Genomic DNA, 24,577 nt, shown 5'->3' with positions numbered 1-24,577 from the left:
CTATAATAGCACAAATTGCCGAAAAGGTCAAGAGCTTATATTAGTGAGTAGTAAGTAGTGAGTAGTGATTAGAAAGTAGAGAGTAGAATTGTAGGGGACGGCGTTCACGACGTCCCGAGCCTGACGCTGTAAATAACAAGATGTCATGTGTAGGGGTGGATATTATCCGCCCGTTTTTCCATAACGTCATGTATGTTGTAACAACGTGTAGGGGAGCCCGCCCTCGGGCTCCCGTCAATCACGCATAAACTATAAATGACGCACTGTAGGGACGACCATTGGTCGTCCGCCAATTACGCATAAACTTTAAATGACGCACTGTAGGGGCTGCCTTTGGCAGTCCGCCAGTGTAACCTACATATTGTTCCGTAAGCGATGTATGAGTAAGGATATTGATAAGAGTGAGCGAGTTTACGAGCGACAACGTGGTTAGGGGGCACAGGCTCTGCGCTGCAATTGACAAATGAAGCAATATGGCGTATAATGTATATAAACATATAATGTTGCAAAGGGTGGTAAAATGATACAGGACATATATCCGAGCAGACTGGACAACAAGTACATACCGTACACTATGACAAATGATGATACGGTCTTGTTTTTTGACACAGAGGGGAAGCTCCTTGTAAATATCAGTGACGGAGATATAGTTTTCCCGAAAGGAAGCGATATGGACGCTATAGGCAGCGTCTACGCCTTTTCTGTTGATGAAAGGAACTATTTCATCTCACTTACTCAGTTCGAGCGTTCTTATCCCTCGTTTGAGTATATGACAATACGTGAGCTCAGGGACAAGTGCAGCGGCAAGGAGCTTTTTGCAGCCTTTACTGCATATCATCTCTGGAAATGGTATACCGATAATATCTACTGCGGAAAATGCGGGGAAAAGCTTGCATTTCACGAGAGAGAACGTGCTCTGAAATGCAGCAGATGCGGAAATACAAAGTATCCGAGGATAAATCCTGCTGTAATAGTGGGAGTTACCAAGGGTGACAGCATACTTATAACAAAGTACCGCAGCGGTTTTGCGCACAATGCCCTTGTTGCAGGCTTTACGGAGATAGGCGAGACTCTCGAACAGACCGTTGAACGTGAGGTAATGGAAGAAACAGGCGTAAAGGTAAAGAATATCAGGTATTACAAGTCTCAGCCATGGGGTATGGCTCAGGATATCCTTGTGGGATTTTTCTGTGATGCGGAAGATGACAGCGAGATACATATGGACGAAAGCGAGCTTAAATACGCAGAATGGGTCAAGCGCGAGGACATAGTGCTCCAGCCCTACAGCCACAGCCTCACCAATGAGATGATGCAGGTATTCAAGGAAGGAAAAATATAAGCATAAATTCCCGAGATGATCTCTCGGGGATCTTTTTATTTACAGTTATAGATTGAACCTATAACCGATGATAATTCATATGTATTGGACAAATACCTATTGTTGTGGTATGATATGGGTAAAGAAAAACACAGGGGTGCTCAAAATGAAAGACATTAGGCAGATAATCAATTCCGAGCGAATGTGTCGGAAAATGAAATAATGAAAAGTAAACAACAATAATAATTATTAATTTTTGAAAGGAAGTTCAGTTATGAGTAATTATAAATTTGAGACAATACAGGTACACGCAGGTCAGGAGAAGCCGGACCCCGCAACAGATGCGAGAGCAGTGCCGATATACGCAACTACTTCATACGTTTTCAAGGACTCTGCACAGGCAGCAGGTCGTTTCGGACTCACAGAGGGCGGAAACATCTACACAAGACTCATGAATCCTACTTCTGATGTATTCGAGCAGAGAATAGCAGCTCTCGAAGGCGGTGCAGGCGCACTTGCTACAGCATCAGGTTCAGCAGCTATCAGCTATGCTATTCAGAACATCGCAACAGCAGGAGATCACATCGTAGCTTCCATAGACCTCTACGGCGGTTCGTTCAATCTTCTCAACAATACTCTCCGCGAGCAGGGACTTACAACAACATTCGTTGATCCTTCCGATCCTGAGAACTTTGAAAAGGCTATCAAGCCCAATACAAAGCTCCTTTACGCTGAGACTCTCGGCAATCCTAATTCAGATGTTCTGGATATCGAAGCTATATCAGCTATCGCTCACAAGCACGGTATTCCGCTTATCGTGGACAATACCTTTGCTACACCATATCTTCTCAGACCTATCGAGCACGGTGCAGACGTTGTAGTACATTCCGCAACAAAGTTCATCGGCGGACACGGTACAGTAATGGGCGGTGTTGTTATTGACTCAGGTAAATTCGACTGGGCGCAGAATGATAAATTCCCCGGACTTTCTAAGCCCAATCCCTCATATCACGGAGTTGTATTCACAGAGGCTTGCGGAAACCTTGCATACATACTCAAGCTTCGTACAACTCTCATGAGAGATCAGGGCGCAACTATCTCGCCATTCAACTCATTCCTGCTCTTACAGGGACTTGAAACACTTTCGCTCCGTCTTGAGCGTCATACAGAGAATGCACTCAAGGTAGTTGACTTCCTCAAGAACCACCCACAGGTAGCAAAGGTAAACCACCCTTCACTGGAAACAGGCAGAGCAAAGGAGTTATACGACAACTACTTCCCGAATGGTGCAGCATCTATCTTCACATTTGAGATAAAGGGCACAGCCGAGGACGCAAAGAAGTTCACAGAAAGTCTCGAACTCTTCTCACTTCTTGCAAACGTAGCCGATGTTAAGTCACTGGTAATACACCCTGCATCAACAACTCACTCACAGCTGACCGAAGAGGAGCTTCTTGCCGCAGGCATCAAGCCTACAACAGTAAGACTCTCCATAGGTACAGAGCACATTGACGATATCATTGCAGACCTCCAGCACGGTTTTGACGCTGTTAAGTAATACAGCTTCTGTGACTATGTTACACATACCAAATATATGCCATTAATGAAAAAGGACCTTTCTGAATGAGAGGTCCTTTTTCATGTTTTTTTCAGTTTTATAAGGTCTTTTATTACTTCGCCGCCGATGATAAGTCCTGCAACTGACGGTACAAACGCCGTAGAACCTGGAGTTGAACGCTTAGCCGCGCCTGTGCGCATATCAGTATTGCCTGAGCCGTCATCAACTGCCTGTCCCTGTGGGACTATGGGCTGCTCCTTTGAGTATACAACTTTAAGCTTCTTGATTCCGCGGCGTTTCAGCTGATAGCGCATAGCTCTTGCAAGGGGACACACCGATGTCTTGTAGATATCAGTTACCTCAAATGCTGTGGGGTCAAGCTTGTTTCCTGCACCCATAGAGCTTATGACAGGTACACCTGCCTTTTCAGCCTGCATGATTATCTCTATCTTGCCCGTTACTGTGTCGATAGCGTCAATAACGTAGTCGTACTGTGAAAAGTCCAGCTTATCGGCAGTTTCGGGCATATAGAACATCTTATGGCAGGTGACTTTGCAGTCAGGATTGATATCGCGGATACGCTCCGCAGCCGCGTCAACCTTGTACATACCGACAGTGCTGCCGAGAGCGATTATCTGGCGATTTATATTGGTAACGCATACCTTGTCATCGTCAATGAGGTCGAGAGCTCCCACACCCGAGCGGGCAAGAGCTTCAACGGCATATCCGCCCACACCGCCGACACCGAATACGGCAACGCGGGAATTTGCCAGTATATCCATAGCTTCTTCACCAACGAGAAGCTGAGTTCTTGAAAAAATATCGGACATATTTTACTCCTTATACTTCCCTGAACTTTTCAAGGCGGTAAACGTGTTCCTCGTCAACTTCGGCGATACCGTTCTTGTAGTCGTAGCCGAACTTTCGATAGAATTGACAGGCTGTGATAGACGAGGGTATCTCTATTCGCTTGGCGCGGAGGAAGTACTCGTCCTTTTCGAGAGTTTCGATGATGCTTCTGCCCACGCCTTTGCCCTGATATTCGGGAAGCACGAAGATAGTGAAGAGACTGCTCTCGTCCTCCTTGCCCCAGTAAGGACCGATAGCACCGCAGCCGATTATCTTATCATCGTCCTCGACTACATAAAAGTGCGTCCAGCCTGCACGTTCGAGTATATTCTGGGGCTGCATACTTTTAACTACCTCTTCCATAAGCTCTGCAGGGTAGTCCTTAACGTTGGATATTCTGATAGTTTTTATAACAACAGCCGAAACTGATTCGGCATCTGTTTCTTTAAATCTTCTGATATTCATATTATCGCTCCTTTCTGAGTTTGTGTGCGGTAATTATGGTATAGCTATATGCATTCACGGTAATGATACAGCCGTCCACGGTTATGTACCAGTTCTTGCCTTTGCGCTCAATAACAGCTTCGGGAGAGCTTATCCTGTCCATGCACCATGCTACAGCGTCATCACATTCGATACCGAGATTTCGTTTTATACGCAGAACGCCAAGCTCCGTGGTATGAAGCTTGGCGAGGTTTTTCAGAAGTTCCATTAGTCAACGATCTTTCTTGCTTCGATGTAAAATCTCTTGTCCTCAGCGTGTCCCATTGAGAAGGTCTTTCTCGGGAGCGCACCGTCCTTGATAACTGTGGGGAAGAGCTGAGATTTGTCCATATCAGGCAGAACGAAAGAAATTCCGTTGTGCTTCTCGGCAAGTGACTTAACTGTATCAGCACCGTGGATATAGTCGATCTTTCCGCCGTTTGCCTTGATATAGCCGTCAAGGAAGTTCTGGAGCGAACCAACGGATAGATTTGATGACTTCTTGTTTATATAGAGCTTCCTTTCAACGCCCTTGCAGGTGCAGATCACGAACTGGTCGGACTCCTTAGTCTCTGAGAGCTCGAGCGCAGCTGTGAGCTCGTTTATGAGCTTGTCGCAGTCTACATCGTATACAAGGCGGTGTATAGCCTCAAATTTGAGTGCATCGCTGTGGAGATTAACTATCTCGGCGAGTGCATAGCGAGCAGGGTGATCTGAGAAGTCCTTACCCGGGTTTGCCTTTTTGAGCTGCTCGTAGAACTCCTTTGCAGTAGCGAGAGAGTGGTTTCCGTCGCCCATAGCATAGAGGAGTACAGGTGTATTGCTGAGACCGTATTTCTTGCAGAATGTATCGGGATCGGCAAGTGCACAGAGAGCCTTGTCGATATTCTCCTGTGCGGACTTGTCTACCAGCCAGCCCTTTATGCTGCCGCCGTTCTGCATGAGCTCAAAATCATAGAGTTTGCTGTCGTCCGAAACGCTCTTTGCCAGCGGCTCGATAACTGTATTATCGGGATCGTCAATGAGTATCATTATATGAGGAAGCTCAAGTGGAGCACCCTGTCTTACCTTGATACGGGGAGGTATACGCTCGATAACTGTAGCCTCGGTAGCTCTTACCTCTGATGTGCTGCCCTTGGAGAAATCGTACTTTTCAAGGTCTATAGCACCAACGATGCCCTGACGGAGTATGCCGTTGCTCTGAGTACGCTCAACATATACCATAGCGTCCTTGTACTCTGTGAAGATGCCGTCAGCAATGTACTTGTCCATAGCAGAGTGGATATTGTCGATACGCTGTGCAACACCGTCCTGTTCAAGGTAAAGCTCGGGGAGAATGAGGTTAAGTGTAGACGGAGCGTTTCCGACTGTCTTGCTTACCTCGTCCCAGTATTCAGGCTCGCTGGTGTACTGGTCACAGGCAATAACGGACCACTTGTGCATATCGCAGTCCTTTGGGATAAGAATGTCAGCAGAATGAAATGCGGTTGAGTTCATGATTGGGTACTCCTTTATATTTTTTAGAACTAAGAGCTTAGAACTAAGAACTTAGAACTTAGAATTTAATTTGTAGGGGCTGTCAGCTCTGCATATAGCATTGCCAGCCAAATCACAGATTTGTGGCACTGCTTATTTGGCAGTCCGTGAACAACACTTAAAAGTTGAGAGTTGAGAATTGAGAGTTGAAAGTTATGGTATCGCCTGCGGCGATAATATTTAAATATGTGAGCGAAGCGAACATATTAATTCTCAATCCTGAATTTTCAATTCGTTAAAGAGTCTTGCTACGGGAAGTCCAACAACGTTGAAGAAATCGCCGTCAATGTGGGAGATAAGCGCAGAGCCTTTTCCCTGTATGCCGTAGCCGCCTGCCTTGTCGTAAGGTTCGTCGGTGTCGGCGTAGGCTTCTATCTCGCCAGCTGTAAGCTGTCTGAAAGTAACATCGGTCACTTCCGAAAAAGAATTTACTTTTCCGCCGCTGATTATGCAGCAGCCTGTTACTACCTGATGTGTGCGTCCCGAAAGCTTTGATATATCGGCGATACACTGAGTTTTGTCCTTGGGCTTGCCCAGTATCTCACCCTCGCATATGACTGTAGTATCACAGCCGATAACAGTGCAGTCGGGATATTTCTCCGCAGCAGCCTTTGCTTTGAGCACAGCAAGGTACTCGGAAGCCGCCATAGGGGAAATACCATCGGGGAGAGTCTCGTCGCAGTCCATAGATACAGCCTCGAAGTCCTCGGTTATATATTTCATCAGCTCGCGCCGTCTCGGCGAAGCTGAGGCAAGTATTATTTTCATGTATTTACTCCATATTTTGCATTAATATATACTATTAATAATTTTACCACATACACAGCCTTATGTCAAGACGGTACATATTCCTATTTGTTGAAATTGCATTATAAACAACCTTTTGTATTGATATTTTTTTCAATATTATTTTTTAATATCGCTATTGTATTTTTGCTATAAAAGGTGTATAATAGGAAAGTATTTGGAAATTTGAAAAAGAGGGTTTAGGAAACATGAAAGAAAATGGATTTGGAGAATCACCCGGAAGCGCAGGAGGAACGCCACAGGGTACAGGCAAACCACCGTCAGGAATGGGAGGACCGCCACCGGGAGCAGGAGGTCCGCCCAACGGAGCAGGAGGAATGGGCGGCAATCCGCTGGGCTATGCACCTGTTCGTTCTCTGATGATGAAGTTCGCTATCCCGAGTATCGTAGGTATGCTGGTAAGTGCGCTATATAATATGGTAGACCAGCTGTTTATCGGAAGGGCAGTCGGTACTCTCGGAAACACGGCAACTTCTATCGCATTCCCGTTCACAACGGGCTGTATGGCACTTGCGCTCCTGTTCGGAATAGGCGGTGCTTCGTGCTTTAATCTTACGCTTGGTATGGGAGATAAAAAACGAGCCCCGTACTTTGCAGGAAATGCACTTTCACTTCTGGCAGCCAGCGGTATCATAATGTCTGTGCTAACTCTGACTTTCCTTACTCCGCTGCTGAAACGGTTTGGAGCAACCGACGCGGTAATGCCTTATGCCAAGGAGTACGTGAGATATACGGCATTGGGTTTCCCGTTCCTTATCCTTACAGCAGGCGGCGGACATATCGTACGTGCGGACGGAAGTCCTAAAATGACCATGATATGCAACATCACAGGTGCTGTTATCAATACGATACTTGATGCAATATTTGTACTTGGACTTGACTGGGGAATGAAAGGCGCAGCCATAGCAACAGTAGTTGGACAGGTCGTTTCGGCTGTTATAGTTATAGTATACTGCTTCAACTTCAAGACAGTATATCTCTTCGGACGTCATCTTTTGCCGAAAGCAGGTATAATAAGCAGATTATGCTCGATAGGAATGGCTTCCTGCTTCAATCAGATAGCTATTGCAGTTGTTCAGATCGTTCTCAACAACTCACTCGCACATTACGGAGCACTTTCAAAGTACGGTGCAGATGATCCTATAGCAGCTGCGGGAATAATCATGAAGGTCAATATGATAGTATTCTCAATAGTTATCGGACTTGCACAGGGAACACAGCCAATTGAGAGCTTCAACTACGGAGCAAAGAATTATGACAGAGTTAAGAGTGCTTTCTGGATGGCTATAAAGGCAGGTGCAGCTATTTCAATTGTTGCATTTATATGCTTCCAGCTTTTCCCGAGACAGATACTCAGCGTATTTGCAAACAAGGACGCAAGTGAGGGTTACTACGAATTCGGTGCGAAATTCTTCAGGATATCGATGTTCTTCACGTGGCTCAACTGCTTACAGCCTATAACGTCCACATTCTTTACATCAATAGGAAAGTCCATAAAGGGCGTATTCCTTTCACTTACAAGACAGATACTGTTCTTTGTGCCGCTTCTTCTTGTACTGCCGCTGTTCTTCAAGATAGACGGCATCATGTATACAGGACCTATTGCAGACGGACTTGCAGCTATAGTTGCAGTAATTATGGCAATGCATGAATTCAAGGATATGCATGAACGTGAATGGTATTGATATGAATGCATTGTTAAAATAAAAATAAAAATCCTGTGGTATTGATTTATTGCAGGATTTTTGTTATAATATTATAGTGAATTTTTGGGGTATAGCCAAGCGGTAAGGCACAGGACTTTGACTCCTGCACTCGTGGGTTCAAATCCCGCTGCCCCAACCACAAGCTGAGCCAGCTTGACCGCAGCCACATTGTTGTTCGCAAGCTTGCTCGCTATCATCAGAAATGCTGCTCGTACATCGCTTACAGCACTTTAACGTCCTGCTTTGTGCAGGGCGTTAGTTTTTAGTGGTTAGTGTTTAGAAATTGCAATATAAAGACAAGAGCTGCGTAAGGGAGTTGCCTTTACGCAGCTTTTTATGTCGTAACATACGGAACTATATCTCCCACATAATTTTGTGAAAGTCCTTCTATGAGCAGCAGTTCATATACATTTTGGAATTTCGTATGCTCACGGAAGTCGATAATTTTATTGGCGATATCCACGTCAACATGAGGGAGCAGCATAAGTGTATCAATATCTGCTGTATTGATGTCTATGGGAGCAAGCTCCTCAAGAGTCGGTTCGTATTCTGTCACTTCTTCAATGTCTGTAATATCCTCATTTTCCTGTACTTCTTCATCGTAAACAGGATCAATGACGAAGATATGATCGCGGATATCGGAAAATATTTTTTCACCGATGCCGTTTACATTCATTATTTCCTCTATGTTGCGGAAGCCGCCGCTGGTTTCACGATAGCTTATAATCTCGTCAGCAAGTACCTCTCCGATCCCTTTGAGCTTTGTAAACTCAGATGCATCTGCTGAATTCAAGTCGATATATACTTTTTCTGCAACAGCAGTTGTTGTGTTTGTAGTTTTTACAGTCTTAGCAGATGTGGTGGCTTTGGGAGTTTTTGAAGTTGTGATGTCAGTGATGGTTTTTATTGGCTGAGTCGTAGGCACAGTAGGTTTTTCACTGAAAATAATAGTTGAGATATTTTTCTTTGTGTCGGAAGTCTTGAAATAGAATACCGTTGCTCCAATTATTACAAGTGCGCAGAGCAAAAAGAGAAGGTACGTTTTGAAAGATTTTTCGTCCTTCAAGAACATCACCTCTTATCATACAACATAATAACACATAATCATACAAAAAGCAACAAAATTCGACATGAAATTCTTTTTAAGAAGGCTTACTCTCGTTTGAAAGTAAGCCTTTTGGTCTATATGTTGTATGTTTTTATGTATTTTTTCTCACCGATCTTAAATCTGAGTACAAGCTCATTGTCGTTCAGATCGGCAGAGATCATCCTTGCATCGCGTATCTTCATTATCTTTGAGAGCTCTTTCAGCTCTTTTTCGGTATAATCAAAGAAATTATCAGAAGTGAACAGAACGCTGCCCATAAGTGCATTTATTTCCGCGAGACATTTTCTTTTTTCCTCAGACATGGAAATATTACACGGTCTCAGCAGGAATACGTCAGGATCGCTGAGAAATGCTCTATGATCCAGCTGTCGGCGGAAAACAGTGTTAAGAATGGAATTCTTCGTACTGATACGCTCGCGGTGCATAAGACGCATATGTGGTTTGTCATTCCAGTCGAGACTGACATCGCAGCCGATACGGCAGTAATCCACCTTTCCGAAAGCGGAAGCAAGAGGGACTCCGCAGCCGAGTATGAGAGCATCTCCTGCGCATTTACGCAGGAAATCCATAGCTTCCGACATTATCTGTCCGCGGGTCTTGTCTATGTGCGGAACGATACAGGCTGCATAAAGGAAATCCAGCTTCAGCAGACCGTATCCCCAGTCGTTGACGATAGTGCTGATAACGTTTTTGATATACGTCCTTACTTCGTAATTGTAGATATCAAGGGCGTAGAAGCCGCTCCAGTTAGAGCCGCCTTTCACGTATTTGCCCTTATTGTCAAGGAGCAGCCAGCTCTTTTTGCTCCTGAATATTTCAGAGTTTTCCTCGCATACAAAAGGTGCGAGCCATATTCCTGCGGTCATGCCTGCATTTTTGATGTCATCGGCTGCTTTTTTCATACCGTTGGGGAATTTCTCACTGTCAACTGACAGCCAGTCGCCTACAGCAGTCTGCCAGCCGTCATCTATCTGGAAAACATCGGCTTTTGCCGATATAGCGTCAATGCCCGAAAGATCAACGGAAATAGTTTCTTCGCTGATATCCTGATAGTGGTTGTACCAGCTCGTATAGCCGAAAACAGGCTTTGCGTCCTTGCGCGGAGCAACGCCGAGAAGATCAAAGTAAAGGTCAAAGACTTCTTTTTCGCAGCCCTCTGTAATGAAAAGCTTCAATGCGCACCACTCGCCGTTGATCTCAAGTCCTGAGCAGTCTTTCTGGAAAGCGATGATATCCTTGTCTGTCTGAGTAATTATCTGCGTGAAGCCGCTGTCCTCGGAGAGTGAACCCATGAAAAGGTAATTATCTCCCCGTCTGATATAGCCGTAAGTCCAGCCATGCAGATATTCGCCGTAGTCGGCGAAATTATAGTCGCCGTACTGTGAAAAAGCGTACTTTTCGCGTATCGCACAGGGAATATGACTGATACCGCGCATTTTATCGCCGATATCGTGTTCGATGGAGTCTGTCCACGACTGATAGCCGTTAAGGAAGATCTTTTCGTCCTCATTGTACACGTATTCAAATTCGGCGTACATTTTCTGGATAGTTATTGTTTCGTTTGATCTTACTGTGACGGTAAAAACATCGTCCTGCGTGTTTATTTCAAGCTCCATTCGGTCATTGCGCAGTGAACTCGAAGTGATAGCCATGAAGTCGTTTTCGCCGTCTTTGTAGAGAAATTGCAGTGACTTGAATTTAAGCATCTTTACGCCCCTCCTCTATGCGTTTGAGGACTTTCTTTTCATCATATTTCAGGAATACCAGACCGCCCAGCAGACACAGAACAGCTGCTATCACAGCGGTAAGGCGATAGCCGAGACCGTAGCCTGTCTCGCCTTTTTTTACGTCTGAGTTCACAAGAGCGATACTTGTGAACAGGAGCATTGCAAGTGACTGTCCCATTTTGAATGCAAATGTTCTTGCAGCGTAGAACATACCCTGACGGCTCTCGCCTGTAGCAAGCTTGTCCTCCTCAGAGATATCAGCTACCACAGCCTGTGGGAGAATACCAAGTATAGCCATAGGTACAGCAGCAAGAACTGCGATGATAACACCGTATGCCATAGCAGGTATGCTGAACAGACCTGCACCTGCTGTTACGATAAATGCAACTGAGAAGAACAGAAAAGCAAAGGATATTAGCTTTTTCTTGCCCAGCTTCTTTGAGAACACATTTACAGCAGGGTAGAACACCAGTGAAGATACTGTCATTATTATAAAGAGCGTAGATGTCATTTTCGTATCAAGTCCGAGAAGAACGGTGACATAGAATGACAGACCTGTCTGGAACAGGGTTAGACCTATCCAGTAAAGTATATCCGAGCATACGAATATGCGGAAATCCTTGTTCCTGAATGTTGAAAGGAGAGAACTGAACGCGGAGCTTTTGCTCGGAGTAGTATCAACATACTCGTTCTCGTCGATGAGAAATGCAGGAACGAGCATACATATCACGGCAAAGGCTGCAAGTATGGCTATGCTTATGCGGTAGCCGTTTGCGTAGCCCATGCTGTCCTGAAAGATACCTGCGAGACTTGGCAGGAAAAATGCAATGCCCGTGCCGAAGAAATAGGTCACGGAAATGTATGTGGAAAGATTTATTCGCGCATTCTGCGTACTGCCAAGCTCGGGGATGAGTGCGTTATACGGAGTGCAGTAGCAGGTCATGCAGAGATAGAAAAGCATGGCGAATACGAATAAAACGGCAACATTGCCCTTGCTCCCTGCTTCAAAAGGAGAAATGAACATCATAACTGTAACTATGCCGAACGGTACAGCAGCAAGACGCATGAACGGGATACGCCTGCCAAGCCTGTGCTTCATGGAGTCGGACTTTCCTGCAATGTAAGGATCTGAAACTGCATCGAAGATACGTCCGACGGCTGTAATTACGCCGATAACGGTAAGACCTATGAATGTGCCCTGTGGTATCAGAGCAGTCTGTCCTTTTGCGAGCTCCTCCTGACTTGGCTGATAGAAGAAAACCAGCCAGTTGGAAATGATACCTGCAAGTATAGACCAGCCAAGCTGTCCTATAGCGAATATCCATAATACCTTATTGGTCGCAGTTTTCTTGTTCTCCATAATACGTCACTCCTTTTTCAAAAAGAATACGGCTGTGTCGATAATGGTGCATAATTCCTGCTCAGCGTGTGAGAAATCGTCTCCCGGGAGAAGCTCTCCCTGTATGAGCTTTTTGCTGAGCTCCATGAGCGTATGTGCGTATGAAAGGTAGAAAAGGCGGACATCGGGGATCTCGCGGACAGTTCCGTCGGAAATGCCTGTCATATATGCTCTTTCAAATATAGGATAGAAGTTGATAATGGACTTTTCGTAATCCTTCAGTTCCTTTTTAGGGATATCCTCGGACGAGAGGAGAAGGTCAAACTCCGCAAGAAGTCTCATAAAAGCAGGGTGTGCCTGATAGAGTACAGCGAACATTCTCATAAGGTCGTTGACTTGTTTTATGCCTGTCTGTGCAAGAAAGACCTTCGACTCGAAAATGCCGCTGAACATTTTGTTGAGTTCGTTCCACATATAGGTCATAGCTGCTATGGTGATACCATTTTTAGTTCCGAAATATCTGTAGAGCGTAGCCACACCGATGCCGCATTCATCGGCAATATCGGTCATTTTCACGGCTTCGATACCGTTTTTCAGAAAGAGCTGGGCACTTACTTCAACGGCTTTCTCAAAGCGTTTATTTTTTAAAGTTTCCTGAGAAAATTCGTTTACCACTTGACAAACCTCCTTTTTTGTGATAGACTATATATCAGATGATAGACAGTCTATCATTCCTTAGAAATATTTTAACATATTTTATATGTTTTGTCAAGACCTTGGAGGGATTTTTATGGACAGATCAAAATTTATTTTTGCGAATGAAATTTCCCGCAAAGCCTACAAAAAGGCTATAAAGACCAAGGGAAAGTATATGAGCAAGTACGGCGATGATACCAAGACGGTGTATCATCTTTCGGCTGTACCCGCACCTGCTATAGGCAAGACTTTGGGAGTTCGCAATATTGTCCTCAGCAGAGAGAGCGGCTGCAAGTTCGACGAAAAGAGCATAATTATCGGCAATATCCGTATGGGCTTCGGACACTACAGGATATCAATGGCGATAGCTTCGGCAGCTCATGCAATGGGCTATGAGCCCTACTGGTTCGATCTTCACTCATTCAAGCAGGCTTCCTGCGGAAAGATAATCGCTGAGCAGAACGAGCTGTATTCGTTTGGTTCGAGACTGTCTCAGAAATTCAGCCTTTTCAACAAGCTTGTGTGGGAGCCCCTTAACAGTGAGGGCTTCCGCAAGCTGACATATAACAGTATGGATCAGAAGACCACAGAGCTTATGACGGCTGTATTCCGCGATCTTCCAAAGGATATACCGTATGTTGCGACTCATGTGTGGCCGTCACAGGCGGCAGTCCATGCAGGACTGACTCATGTTGTAAATGCAATTCCCGACAACTGGCCAATGGGACTTCATCTTTCCGAGGGTGCGATACATACAGTCCAGACTCCGTCGTCTTATCTTGGCTACAGAGCACTGAGAGGCATGGACAAAAAACGTCAGCTGAAGCCTATGCCAAAGGATGATATAGTTTACACAGGTCATTATATCGACCATGAGCTCGTAAGCAACATCGAAGAGGACTGCAAAAGACGCATTGACCGCGCCACAAACGGAAAGTCCAAACGCTGGCTCATGTCAGTTGGCGGAGCAGGTGCGCAGAAGGAAATATTCATAGCGGTCATCAAGAAGCTGCTTCCTGCAATAAAGGCAGGCAAGGCGACACTTTTTATAAATGTTGGTGACCATGACAAGGTATGGCATGAGCTTGTTACTGCTGTACCGCAGATGAAACCTTTCCTGCATGAGCATTTTGACGACTTCGGCGAGACAACAAGATTTTGCAAAGCGGCATATGACGGAGAGGTAAGAGGTATCCACGCATTTTGTCATAAAGATATCTTTGCGGCTGTATATTCCACAAATCTGCTTATGAGGTGCAGTGATGTCCTCATAACAAAGCCAAGCGAGCTTGCGTTTTATCCTGTGCCAAAGCTTATGATAAAGCGTGTGGGCGGTCATGAAGCATGGGGAGCTATCCGTGCGGCGGAGATAGGTGATGGTACATATGAATGTACTACAGCTGCCGAAACTGCGGCAATGATCGACATGATACAGCATGGCGGAGATATCATCGAAAAGATGTGCGGACATATAATCACAGCAAAAAAAGCAGGCGTGTACGATGGAGCGTACCGCGCAGTAGAATTGGCTTTCAGGGGAAGAAAGTAGTACATTTGTGCTGAGATAATGAATGTGCTGATGTAAAAAAATTGCTATCAGCGTATATTAAACAGCGTATAATCAAGTTGTATTTTGATATGATATAATAGGTATAGAAAAGAGCATTTTCTGATAATGGTATAAATTCACGGCATTTTGCGATTTAGGCAGAAGCCGTGAATTTTTTTAGCACAAAAATTTCATCTTTTCTGCTTGACAATGGTGTGTTGATAAGTTATAATAAAAGTAGTATTATACATTGACTTTTTGTACATAATACTTAAATCCTGGAGTTTGATTAAATAAAGTATTTGTTTTGTGAATTTTTGCCAATATTTGCATAAGCGCAATGTGTAAAACGCCAAAAATGACGCTCGATTGTCAAAAAGTCCACCTTATATGTAAAAAATAGGTTGTCTTATTACAAACAGTAAAGTATAATTAAATCAGTAATAATATGTTTATTAATAAAAAAGGAGTGATAGCATGAAACATTCAACCATTTTGGGAAAGATGCTGTCTGTTGTAACAGCTTCGGCTCTTCTGTTCGCAGGCATAAATATCCTTCCCGAAGACTCAGCTATTGAAGCTTCTGCGGCAGGTGCAGCGGTAATTGATACTACCGATGTTTACCAGACTATCAGAGGTTTCGGTGGTATCAACCTTCCTGACTGGATATCACAAGGGGATATGACAGATGCGCAAGTACAGAAGGCATTTGGAAACGGCGAAGACGAACTTGGATTTACTATCCTGCGTATTTATGTAAGCGATGACAGCAGCGCATGGAGCAGAGCTGTTCCTACAGCAAAACGTGCTCAGGCACTTGGCGCAACTGTATTTGCTTCACCCTGGAACCCTCCTGCTGCTATCCGTAATACAGTAAACGGCGGACTTACAGGCGGTAAGTATCAGCTCAAGAAGGACAAGTGGGCTGACTATGCAAAGCACCTCAACAGCTACTGTAAGTACATGGAAGGTCAGGGCATAGACCTTTATTCCGTATCTATCCAGAATGAGCCCGACTACGCTTCCGAGTGGACATACTGGAGCGCAAGTGATCTTGCTTCCTTCATTGCGCAGTACGGCAAGACCATAAAGGAAGGAACAAATGTTAAGCTCATGTCGCCTGAGAGCTTCCAGTACAAAAAGGATATCTACAACGCTATCCTCGGAAACAGTCAGGCAATGGCAAATACAGACCTTTTCGGTACTCACTTCTACGGTACACAGCGCAGCCAGATGGATTTCCCGTCACTTGAAAACAGCGGCAAGGATATCTGGATGACAGAGGTATATGTACCAAACAGCGAGGCTGATTCAAACGACCGCTGGCCTGAGGGACTCCAGGTAGCTGAGAATATCCATAACGGTCTCGTTGTAGGCAATCTCAATGCTTATGTATGGTGGTACATAAGAAGAAACTACGGTCCTTTGAAGGAAAACGGCACTATCAGCAAGCGCGGATACAGCATGGCTCAGTACTCAAAATGGGTACGTCCCGGCGCACAGCGTATCGGCGTAACAGAGCAGCCTAACTCAAACGTTCTCGTTTCTGCATACAAGAATGAGGACGGAAGTGTTGCGGTAGTTGCTATCAATAAGAACAATTCAGCTGTTAATCAGGAATTCTCAATGGGAAGCGGCGAGGATATCAAGTATGTTGACAGCTATACAACATCATCAACTGCAAATATCTCAAAGAAGGAACTCACAGCTAACGGAACAAGCTTCTCAGCTTCACTTCCTGCACAGAGCGTTACTACGTTCGTTCTCACAACAGAGGGCGAGGGAGTTGATCCTTCCAAGAATGTTGATGAAGACGGCTATTTCTTCCATGATACATATGACGCAGGCACAAACAGCTGGTCAGGTAGAGGAGCTGCAACTGTAGAGTCAACTACATCTGAAAAGCTCAATGGCAACGGAAGCCTTGCTGTTTCAGGCAGAACAGCTACATGGAACGGAGCTGTAAAGTCACTTAGTGCAAGAACTTTTGTACCGGGCAATGCTTACAGCTTCGCTGCAAACGTAAAGTACAACAGCGGACCTTCCGAGCAGACATTCCAGCTTTCTCTCCAGTATTCGGACGGTACTGAGACAAAGTACGATCATATCGCATCTGTTACCGTACCAAAGGGAGAATGGGTACAGCTGGCAAACAAGAGCTATACTATCCCCGCAGGTGCATCTGATCTTCAGCTCTATGTTGAGACTGACGAGAACGACATTGACTATATCAGCTTCTTTGTTGATGACGCTGTAGGTGCTCCCGAGGGAACAGAGATAAACGGCGCAGAGCCTCCTAAGCCTGTTATCCTCGGCGATGTAAACTCCGACGGAGCTATCGACTCTCTTGATATGATAGCTGCAAGAAAGACTATCGTAGCAGGCGATTATTCAAAGGCTGCCGATGTTGACCAGAACGGCAAGTTCGAGGTAAATGATCTTGTTGCTATCCAGTCCTTTATCCTTGGCAAGATCACAGCATGGCCAGAGCCTGAAACACCTCCTGCACCACAGGTAGATACTTCAAAGTGGGACAGCTATCAGGAGACAGCCTCTGCTCAGTATATCGACTTCTATAAGAGCTCTATCAAGCACATGGGCAACACATACAGACTTGCTCAGAAGCTTACAGCAGCTGAGAACGGTGAGTCACTTACAGTAGCTTACCTCGGCGGTTCTATCACAGAGGGCAAGAACTATACGACTCCGTTCTCAAATTACCTCAAGAACACATTCGCTAAGGGCAGCTTCAAGGAAGTAAACGCAGGTATGTCGGGTACTTCCTCAGTTGTAGGACTTGTCCGCAGCGAGAAGGATATCGTATCTCAGAATCCTGATATCATCTTCCTTGAATTCTCAGTTAACGACCATGAGGATATCATGTACAAGAAGTGCTTCGAGAGCTGCATCAAGAAGTTCCTTGATATGCCTAACGAGCCTGCCGTATGTGTACTTATCACACGTGCAAAGGGCGGCTTCTCAAGCCAGTCACAGATGTATCCTATCGGCAAGAACTTCAATATCCCTGTAATCAGTATGGACGATGCTCTTACAAAGGCATTCAACAGCGGCTTCCTCCAGACAGGAGACTACTACACTGACGAGTATCACCCACATCAGAAGGGCGGTCAGCTGGTAGCTGATTGTATGGCATACTATGTACGTCAGGCATTAAAGTCAGAGAACCAGTCAACAGGCTATACACAGCCTACTTCATACGTTTACGGTGCAGAGTATGCATCATGCGTGAACGTTGATCCTAAGACTCTCACAGGCTTCAATGCAGGCTCATGGACAGCAGGTACAGGCTATAATTCACTTCCTTACTCTTACACGCTCAACGGCGGAAGTCCTATGACTTTCAAGACTCAGGGTAAGGGACTCATAATCGTATTCAAGGCTAACAGCAGCGGAATGGGCAGCATAAATGTAACTGTAAACGGCAAGACCACAAAGGTCAACGGCAACAAGCAGTACACATGGGGCGGTCCTGATGCAGAGCTGGGCTACTACCAGGAGACTTCGGGTGACCTCGATGTTTCTATCACAGGCAGCGGCAGCTTCACTATCTGGGGCATCGGTCTTGTAAAGTAAAACTTAGCATTAAAAGCTCCGGCTTCGTGTCGGAGCTTTTTTGTGTCAAAAGATATGAAAAAACACAAAAATCTATTGCTTTTTGGGAGAAAATAGGGTAAAATTAAAGTGATTAGCGAGCCCTTAGCCGTTAGCTTTTAGGGTCTGCCAGCTCTGCATATAGCATTACTGACCAAATCAAATATTTTGAGCACTGCTTATTTGGCAGCCCGAAAAAATAAACGAATTGTTTGGGCATTCACGACAGCTCATTATTATATATACGATATCGGAGAATAAATGAAATGGCAAATATCATAGCAGGTATAAGAGTGCTTGCAAGTATCGCACTGCTATTTTGCACGGCAGTTCATTCTGTTATCAATAAGGCGGCAGGAGGTCTGTGTTTTATTCTTCCGTTTATTGATATAAGGTACAGTGCGGCTGTCGTATGCTCAGTTGCCGCTGCGGCTGCTATCCATGAAAGCTGCATTGTTTTAAGCAGACGTAACAGCACTTAAAGAAAGGAAATTATCAAAATGTCATCATCAAAAGACTATCTTGAATTTGTACTGGAACAGCTCTCGGAGCTGAGCGATATAACCTACAGGGCTATGATGGGGGAGTACATCATCTACTATCAGGGCAGAGTCATCGGCGGTATCTATGATGACAGATTTCTTGTAAAGAATACGAAAAAAGCAAGAGCACTTATGCCCGATGCACCGCTTGAAATACCCTATGAAGGTGCAAAGGGAATGCTGCTTGTTGAGGATATTGAGAATAAAGCTTTTCTGAAGGAGCTTTTTGAGACAATGGTTGACGAACTGCCATTGCCAAAGAAAAAACGTAAATAGGAGGTATGAAAATGGGAAAACTTAAACGGCTGTTTGCGGCAGCAGGCGCGGCTGCACTTGCTTTTACGGCTTGTCCTGTTACAGCTCGGGCTGCGGTCACAGCAGACTATGCGGACAGCTACGACGAAGTCATAAGCGGAGCTGATTATACTATCATGGTGCGGCTCAGCGGCAAGTACATAACAGCGGCAAATGACGGAAATGTTCATCAATGGGAGAAACTGGGCAACGACTCGCAGGTATGGCATATCGAGAGTGCAGGGGACGGAAAATGCTGCATACTTTCGGGCAGGGACAGAAGTCTTGCGCTGACAGTTGAGAACGGCGACTCCACCAACGGAAACAACATATATCTTTCGGAGTACAAGGACACGGCGGCTCAGCATTTCATACTTCACCGTACAGATGATGCGTACTATATAACAGGCGAGTGCTCGGGAAATGCAGCACTTGATGTATACGACATAAGCCATGAAAACGGAGCAAATATCGACCAGTGGGACTACTGGGCGGGCGAGGGACAGAAGTTCTATATCCGACCTGTGGGCGGCGATTTTAAGTTTGTCCGCGGCGATCTTAACTTTGACGGTGAAGTAGATATATTCGACCGTATCATCATGCAAAAAGGCGTTATCGGCGGATTTGACGATACAATGTCGGCAGTTGCCGACATTGACAGTAACGGTACTGTAAATACAGCCGATCTTGTACTGCTCACAAGCTTCATTGCAGGAAAAGGAGTGGATATGGAGACTTACAGCACGATTTCCACTGAAAAGCCCGATGTGGCGTATCTGTTTGCATACTTCCTCGGTAACTCTCCAGAGCAGGAGCGTCTTTCCTATGCTGTAAGTACTGACGGCTATAATTTCAAGGCACTCAACGGCGGCGGTGCAGTCTGGAAATCAAGCGTAGGTACTGAGTGCCTCCGTGATCCGTATATCTTCAAGGGCGAGGACGGACTTTACTATATGCTGGCTACGGATATGAAGTCCTCACTTGGCTGGAACAGCAACCGAAATCTCCTCAGTGCAAAGTCCACAGACCTTGTTCACTGGTTCGATGAGACAAGCATTGAGATAGCAAATAAGTATCCTCTCATGCAGGGTGCAGACCGCGCGTGGGCACCGCAGGCTATCTATGATCCCGAAAAGCAGTCCTACATGATTTACTTTGCAGCGAGAGTTCCCGGACGTGATGACAGAACAATAATGTATTACGCATACAGCAAGGATATGAAACACCTTGATACAGAGCCGCAGCTCCTTTTTGCTCCTAAGAACGGCAATGACGCTATCGACTCTGATATAATCCACGTTGGAAACAAGTACTATATGTATTACAAGAACGAGACAAACAAGCGCATTTATCTTGCTACAGCCGACCATGCAAGCGGACCATACAGCGAGATAAAACAGGTGTCCGAGGGCAATATCGGCGTTGAAGGTCCTAATATCTACAAGCTCATCGGTCATGACAAGTGGCTTATGATGTCAGATGCTTACGGTAACGGCTACTACGTAATGCAGGAGACCAGCGATCTTGTGAACTTCACAACAGTAAGCAGAAACAGCTACAGCTTCAACTTTACGCCTCGTCACGGCTATGTGATACCAATAAATGCTGACCAGTACACAGCTCTGATAAACGCTTATCCCTCCGCAGGACTTGCTCCAATAAATACGGGAGTCAAGCCTGTATCGGTAAATGTTGGTCTCGGTCAGCGTCTTGAAATGCCGAAAACTGTTACTGCTGAGTATACAGGCGGCGGAAAGGGCGAGCTGAGCGTTGAGTGGAACAGCTCCGATATCGCTAAAGTTGATACAACAAAAGCAGGTACTTACAAGGTAAGCGGCACAGTAAAGTCCAGTTCGGAGCTTTACAATAACCCTTTCATAAAGGAAAGAGCCGATCCCTATGTGGTCGACGGCGAGGACGGGTACTACTATTTTACGGCTTCTTATCCTGCATACGGCAGTGTTGACAAGGGCTATGACCGCATAATCCTCAGACGCAGCAATACCGTGGGCGGACTTGCTTCCGCAGAGGAAAAGACTATCTGGAAAGCTCACTCAAGCGGCATACTTGCCAAGCATATCTGGGCACCCGAAATGCACAGGATAGGCAATTCGTGGTATATATTCTTTGCCGCAGGCGCAAGTGACGATATATGGGCGATAAGACCCTATGTGCTGAAATGTGACGGTGACCCCTTTACGGGCAGCTGGACAGAATGCGGACAAATGCAGGCATCGGCAGGCGATACCTCTTCATTTGCAAACTTTTCGCTGGATATGACATATTTCGAGAACAACGGAAAGCACTATGTGATATGGGCGGAAATAAAAGGTGACTCCTCACTGTTTATGGCTGAGATAGACCCGTCACAGCCGTGGAAGCTCACTTCAAAGCCCATAATGCTCACAAAGCCCGAATACAACTGGGAAAAGGTGAATAACCGCGTAAATGAGGGTGCAGCAGTGCTGAAAACCGATAAGAAAGTATATGTATTCTTCTCCGCATCGGGTACAGGCTCGGAGTACTGTGTGGGCAGACTTGAAGCTGATATAAATTCCGACCTTATGGATATAAGCAGCTGGAAAAAGCTGAGCAGTCCCGTACTACAGACCTCAGACCTTAAAGACCAGTCAGGTCCGGGACATAACAGCTTTGTTACCGATGAAAAGGGCAATCTGCTCATAGTGTATCATGCCCGTCCTGCAAGTCATGCGTCACAGGGCTGCGGAACTTATAATAAAGACCCACTCTATGACCCGTGCAGACATACACGCATAAAGCGCGTGTGCTTTGACGGAAACGGTACCCCTGTACTTGATCTCAGCGATGATGCCGAGATATCACCGACAAATAAGACTGTAACGGCTACAGTTACGGTAGGATAATGAAAGGGCGGATATTTCCGCCCTTTTTTACGTGATATAAAGATGATAGTTATGGAAGATGGCAAGATTGTATGCAGTGAGTAGAAAATAGTGAGTAGAGAGTAGTGGGGGCTGCCTCAGAAGTGTACCAGCACCAACGGTGCGTTCATGTTATTTGCAGTGTAAGAGGGGATACGGGAGCCCGAGGGCAGGCTCCACTACTTAGTTCTAAGTTCTTAGCTCTTAGCTCTAAGTTTTCCCCTACAATCTACTTTCTGCTCACTCCTCACTTGCTAACGGCTAATGGCTAAGGGCTAACGGCTAAACAAGTGGGTGGCGTTTGAAATCACGGCTTGTCTCGAAGCTGTCGTACTCGGCTTTGGAAATGGCTGTACATTCCTCGGCAAGCTTGTCGATAGTTTTCGATTTTTTGTAAACGAAGGGGAACTTTGCAACTTCTCCCGACTGAAAATTCAGCGTAGGATTGAGCTGACCGAAGATATATGCGAAGACTTTGGAATTGAGCAGTGCGCAGATATAGCTTTTTTTGTCTCCGAGCTCGAATATACAGCAGCCGCCGTTATCGAAGATATAGCCTTCCCCGAACTGCCTTATGCTGAATTTGCCGCTTGTGAGGGTAGACCATGTAAGCCCGGGCATGGTGAAGTACTTATAATTTGCAATGACAGCGGTAGGTATGCTTCTCATCTCTGCGGCATCGTTATACCAGTCGATGAGATAGTCGTTAAAGCCGTACCATTTGCGGTATCCGCCGCCCTTATTGTACGGAAACCACCGTTTTATCAGCGTTTCGGCTCTGTCGATGTGTCGGCAGCCAAGGTTTATCTTGTTTTTGTCGACTTCGTACCACAGTCTGAGAAAACGTTCGTTGTCAGAGGTGGAATTTCCCTTGCGCGGAGCAGCGATGCTCCCGAGAGGAGGATATTTCGCATAAAGCTCCGATATCTTCGGGCTTAACCAGTAAGCGGCAGGACATGAGGGGATATTCTCAAAGCTTTTGGAGTCCGTTTTGTAAACGTAGCCGCAGTTTTCATCAGTCAGAGCTTTGAGGAACATTTCGCGCTGTACTTCAAGTCCGCCTCTGAAATCCGTCAGACGGAAGAAAGTGCTCATTTCATCGGACTGTGAGTTCTTCACAGTAAAGGCGCATAAAGGGACAGTTGCGTCATAGAACGCGGAATACTCGAACTGTATCAGGTCATTGATATGCTTCTGTGTAAAGAGCAGTTTCCGCAGTTCTTTGTAGCTTTTAATGAACATCCAAACATAAGGAGTAAGAAAACCAAGATAGCCGCCGTTTTCGGTTAGCTCGGCGCAGCGGACTATGAACGCAGAAAACAGGTCAGCGGAGTATTCCGCATAATTCTTTTTCATAAACTCAAGGAGACTGCTGTTCATATTCCTTGTGCTCATGTAAGGTGGATTAGTGACTACAGCCGAATATTTCCCTGTGAGCAGCTCATACAGCTTCATAGCCTTTGCATTGCCGATATCAGGCTGAGAGACAGGTCTAATGAGACTGCCGAAAAGGCTGCTGTTAAAGAAAACATCATTTTCATCTGTAGTGATATCCTCCATATCATAAAGCTGAGGCTGTATGCCTGAGCTAATAACTTCGGGACAGTATTCACAGGCTTTCATCATAAGTGAGAAATGAGCAATTCTGCGGGCGCGGCTGTCAATATCTATGCCGAAAAGATTTTTCGTAAGTATGAGCCTGCAAGCCTGTATTTCGCTGTATCCCTTTGAAATGTAAAGCTGCATAAAAAGGTCGAATGAATACAAAAGGATATTGCCGCTGCCCATGCAGGGATCAAGAAATGTTATCTCCTCGGGGGATATATTTTTGGGGCATTTTGTTTTTACGTGGACAAGATAACTGTACTCGGATATATCGTATCCACAGTTTTCTGCGAATATCCTGCCGAGAGTGTTTTCTGTCATATAGCGCACTATCCAGTCGGGAGTGAATATCTGAGTAGCCGCAGGCAGATCGTCTGAGCTTATTTTTCTATTCTTTTTCAGTTCGCTGAATATCCTGTCTTTTCGGTCGCTGTTGAAGTATTGATAGAGCTGACCGATAAGCTGTGCATTACTGAGCCATTTTTCATGGGGGACAGCAGATAGCATATCAAAGACTTTCTGTGAGAGCAGCTGTGCTCTGCTGTCAAAGATATGAGTGAATATTTCAGGCATGAGACTGTGCATATCTGTGGGAGCACGAAAACCGTCAAAGCCGTTTTCGTACATATAACGTGCGGAAACTGAGCAGAAAAAAACTTCAAAAGAAAGCTTTTCGGCATCATCGGAAATCAATTCATCAGTAAGAAAGTTTTTTATTGATGCGGCAATGTTTTTTATCAAAGTCTTTTTCAACTGTTCTCCCACCTTTCGTATTATTATTATACTATAAAAATATCCGCAAAGCAATATGACAAAAAATATCACGTTAAGTTTATTTTGTATTATTTTATACTTTTTGGAAGTGGATATTATCTCAAAAACCGCCTTAATAATTGCTTTTAAGCTGTTTATATGTACAAAAATGCCAAATTAGCAACGCTTCTA

Annotated in this window: 18 protein-coding genes and 1 tRNA gene; 9 read left to right on the top strand and 10 right to left on the bottom strand. The window is 45.2% G+C overall.

Annotated elements, in window-relative coordinates; translation table 11 throughout:
• Nucleotides 1-520 precede the first annotated feature (520 nt).
• Nucleotides 521-1,339, top strand: a complete 819-nt coding sequence (gene nudC / locus BLW60_RS01435; protein WP_074714127.1) for an NAD(+) diphosphatase — start codon at nt 521-523, stop codon at nt 1,337-1,339.
• Nucleotides 1,340-1,592: 253 nt separating this feature from the next.
• A complete protein-coding gene (locus BLW60_RS01430) occupies nt 1,593-2,876 on the top strand; it encodes an O-acetylhomoserine aminocarboxypropyltransferase/cysteine synthase family protein (RefSeq protein WP_074714126.1) in 1,284 nt (427 codons plus the stop codon).
• A gap of 80 nt (nt 2,877-2,956) precedes the next feature.
• On the opposite strand, the gene BLW60_RS01425 is transcribed toward BLW60_RS01430, so the two are convergent.
• The 5 genes from BLW60_RS01425 to BLW60_RS01405 form a co-directional block, all read right to left on the bottom strand.
• Nucleotides 2,957-3,706, bottom strand: coding sequence for a tRNA threonylcarbamoyladenosine dehydratase (locus BLW60_RS01425; protein ID WP_074714125.1), 750 nt, complete (start codon nt 3,704-3,706; stop codon nt 2,957-2,959).
• A gap of 10 nt (nt 3,707-3,716) precedes the next feature.
• A complete protein-coding gene (locus tag BLW60_RS01420) occupies nt 3,717-4,190 on the bottom strand; it encodes a GNAT family N-acetyltransferase (RefSeq protein WP_074714124.1) in 474 nt (157 codons plus the stop codon).
• A 1-nt stretch (nt 4,191) separates the two neighbouring features.
• Entirely contained in the window at nt 4,192-4,437 is a 246-nt protein-coding gene (locus BLW60_RS01415) for a DUF3781 domain-containing protein (RefSeq protein ID WP_074714123.1), read from the bottom strand.
• The gene (locus BLW60_RS01410; RefSeq protein WP_074714122.1) at nt 4,437-5,705 is read right to left on the bottom strand and encodes a DUF1015 domain-containing protein; all 1,269 of its coding nucleotides are present in this window, start codon (nt 5,703-5,705) and stop codon (nt 4,437-4,439) included. The genes BLW60_RS01415 and BLW60_RS01410 overlap by 1 nt, the downstream gene beginning before the upstream one ends.
• A gap of 252 nt (nt 5,706-5,957) precedes the next feature.
• Entirely contained in the window at nt 5,958-6,512 is a 555-nt protein-coding gene (locus tag BLW60_RS01405) for a Maf family protein (RefSeq protein ID WP_074714121.1), read from the bottom strand.
• Between the two features lie 227 nt (nt 6,513-6,739).
• Between BLW60_RS01405 and BLW60_RS01400 the strand changes: the two genes are divergently transcribed.
• On the top strand, nt 6,740-8,236 hold the full coding sequence (locus BLW60_RS01400) for an MATE family efflux transporter (protein ID WP_081348069.1): 1,497 nt from the start codon (nt 6,740-6,742) through the stop codon (nt 8,234-8,236).
• Nucleotides 8,237-8,321: 85 nt separating this feature from the next.
• Nucleotides 8,322-8,396: transfer RNA gene (locus BLW60_RS01395), tRNA-Gln, on the top strand.
• Nucleotides 8,397-8,591: 195 nt separating this feature from the next.
• Here BLW60_RS01395 and BLW60_RS01390 read toward each other — a convergent pair.
• From BLW60_RS01390 to BLW60_RS01375, 4 genes are all read right to left on the bottom strand, one after another.
• Nucleotides 8,592-9,323, bottom strand: coding sequence for a ComEA family DNA-binding protein (locus BLW60_RS01390; protein ID WP_074714120.1), 732 nt, complete (start codon nt 9,321-9,323; stop codon nt 8,592-8,594).
• Between the two features lie 116 nt (nt 9,324-9,439).
• Nucleotides 9,440-11,071: a glycoside hydrolase family 36 protein gene (locus tag BLW60_RS01385; RefSeq protein WP_074714119.1), complete on the bottom strand. Its 1,632-nt coding sequence runs from the start codon at nt 11,069-11,071 to the stop codon at nt 9,440-9,442.
• Nucleotides 11,064-12,452, bottom strand: a complete 1,389-nt coding sequence (locus BLW60_RS01380) for an MFS transporter (RefSeq protein ID WP_074714118.1) — start codon at nt 12,450-12,452, stop codon at nt 11,064-11,066. Before BLW60_RS01380 ends, BLW60_RS01385 begins: the two co-directional genes overlap by 8 nt.
• Before the next feature lie 6 nt (nt 12,453-12,458).
• Entirely contained in the window at nt 12,459-13,106 is a 648-nt protein-coding gene (locus BLW60_RS01375; protein ID WP_074714117.1) for a TetR/AcrR family transcriptional regulator, read from the bottom strand.
• 115 nt (nt 13,107-13,221) lie between these two features.
• Here BLW60_RS01375 and BLW60_RS01370 point away from each other — a divergent pair, with 115 nt between their 5' ends.
• From BLW60_RS01370 to BLW60_RS01350, 5 genes are all read left to right on the top strand, one after another.
• Nucleotides 13,222-14,676 (top strand): DUF6937 domain-containing protein, encoded by a 1,455-nt coding sequence (locus tag BLW60_RS01370; RefSeq protein WP_139283348.1) that lies wholly within the window; start codon nt 13,222-13,224, stop codon nt 14,674-14,676.
• 477 nt (nt 14,677-15,153) lie between these two features.
• A complete protein-coding gene (locus BLW60_RS01365) occupies nt 15,154-18,270 on the top strand; it encodes a carbohydrate binding domain-containing protein (RefSeq protein WP_074714115.1) in 3,117 nt (1,038 codons plus the stop codon).
• A 284-nt stretch (nt 18,271-18,554) separates the two neighbouring features.
• Complete coding sequence (locus tag BLW60_RS01360) at nt 18,555-18,770, top strand: hypothetical protein (RefSeq protein WP_074714114.1); 216 nt, start codon at nt 18,555-18,557, stop codon at nt 18,768-18,770.
• Between the two features lie 18 nt (nt 18,771-18,788).
• Nucleotides 18,789-19,106, top strand: a complete 318-nt coding sequence (locus BLW60_RS01355; RefSeq protein ID WP_074714113.1) for a TfoX/Sxy family protein — start codon at nt 18,789-18,791, stop codon at nt 19,104-19,106.
• Between the two features lie 11 nt (nt 19,107-19,117).
• A complete protein-coding gene (locus tag BLW60_RS01350; protein ID WP_074714112.1) occupies nt 19,118-22,009 on the top strand; it encodes a family 43 glycosylhydrolase in 2,892 nt (963 codons plus the stop codon).
• Nucleotides 22,010-22,309: 300 nt separating this feature from the next.
• Here BLW60_RS01350 and BLW60_RS01345 read toward each other — a convergent pair whose 3' ends face one another.
• Nucleotides 22,310-24,385, bottom strand: coding sequence for an Eco57I restriction-modification methylase domain-containing protein (locus BLW60_RS01345; RefSeq protein ID WP_074714111.1), 2,076 nt, complete (start codon nt 24,383-24,385; stop codon nt 22,310-22,312).
• Nucleotides 24,386-24,577: the final 192 nt, after the last annotated feature.

The organism is Ruminococcus flavefaciens, from assembly GCF_900108555.1.
Lineage (GTDB): Bacteria > Bacillota > Clostridia > Oscillospirales > Ruminococcaceae > Ruminococcus > Ruminococcus flavefaciens_P.
Note: the sequence above shows the minus strand (reverse complement) of the source record. Positions and strands in the feature narration are given on the sequence as shown.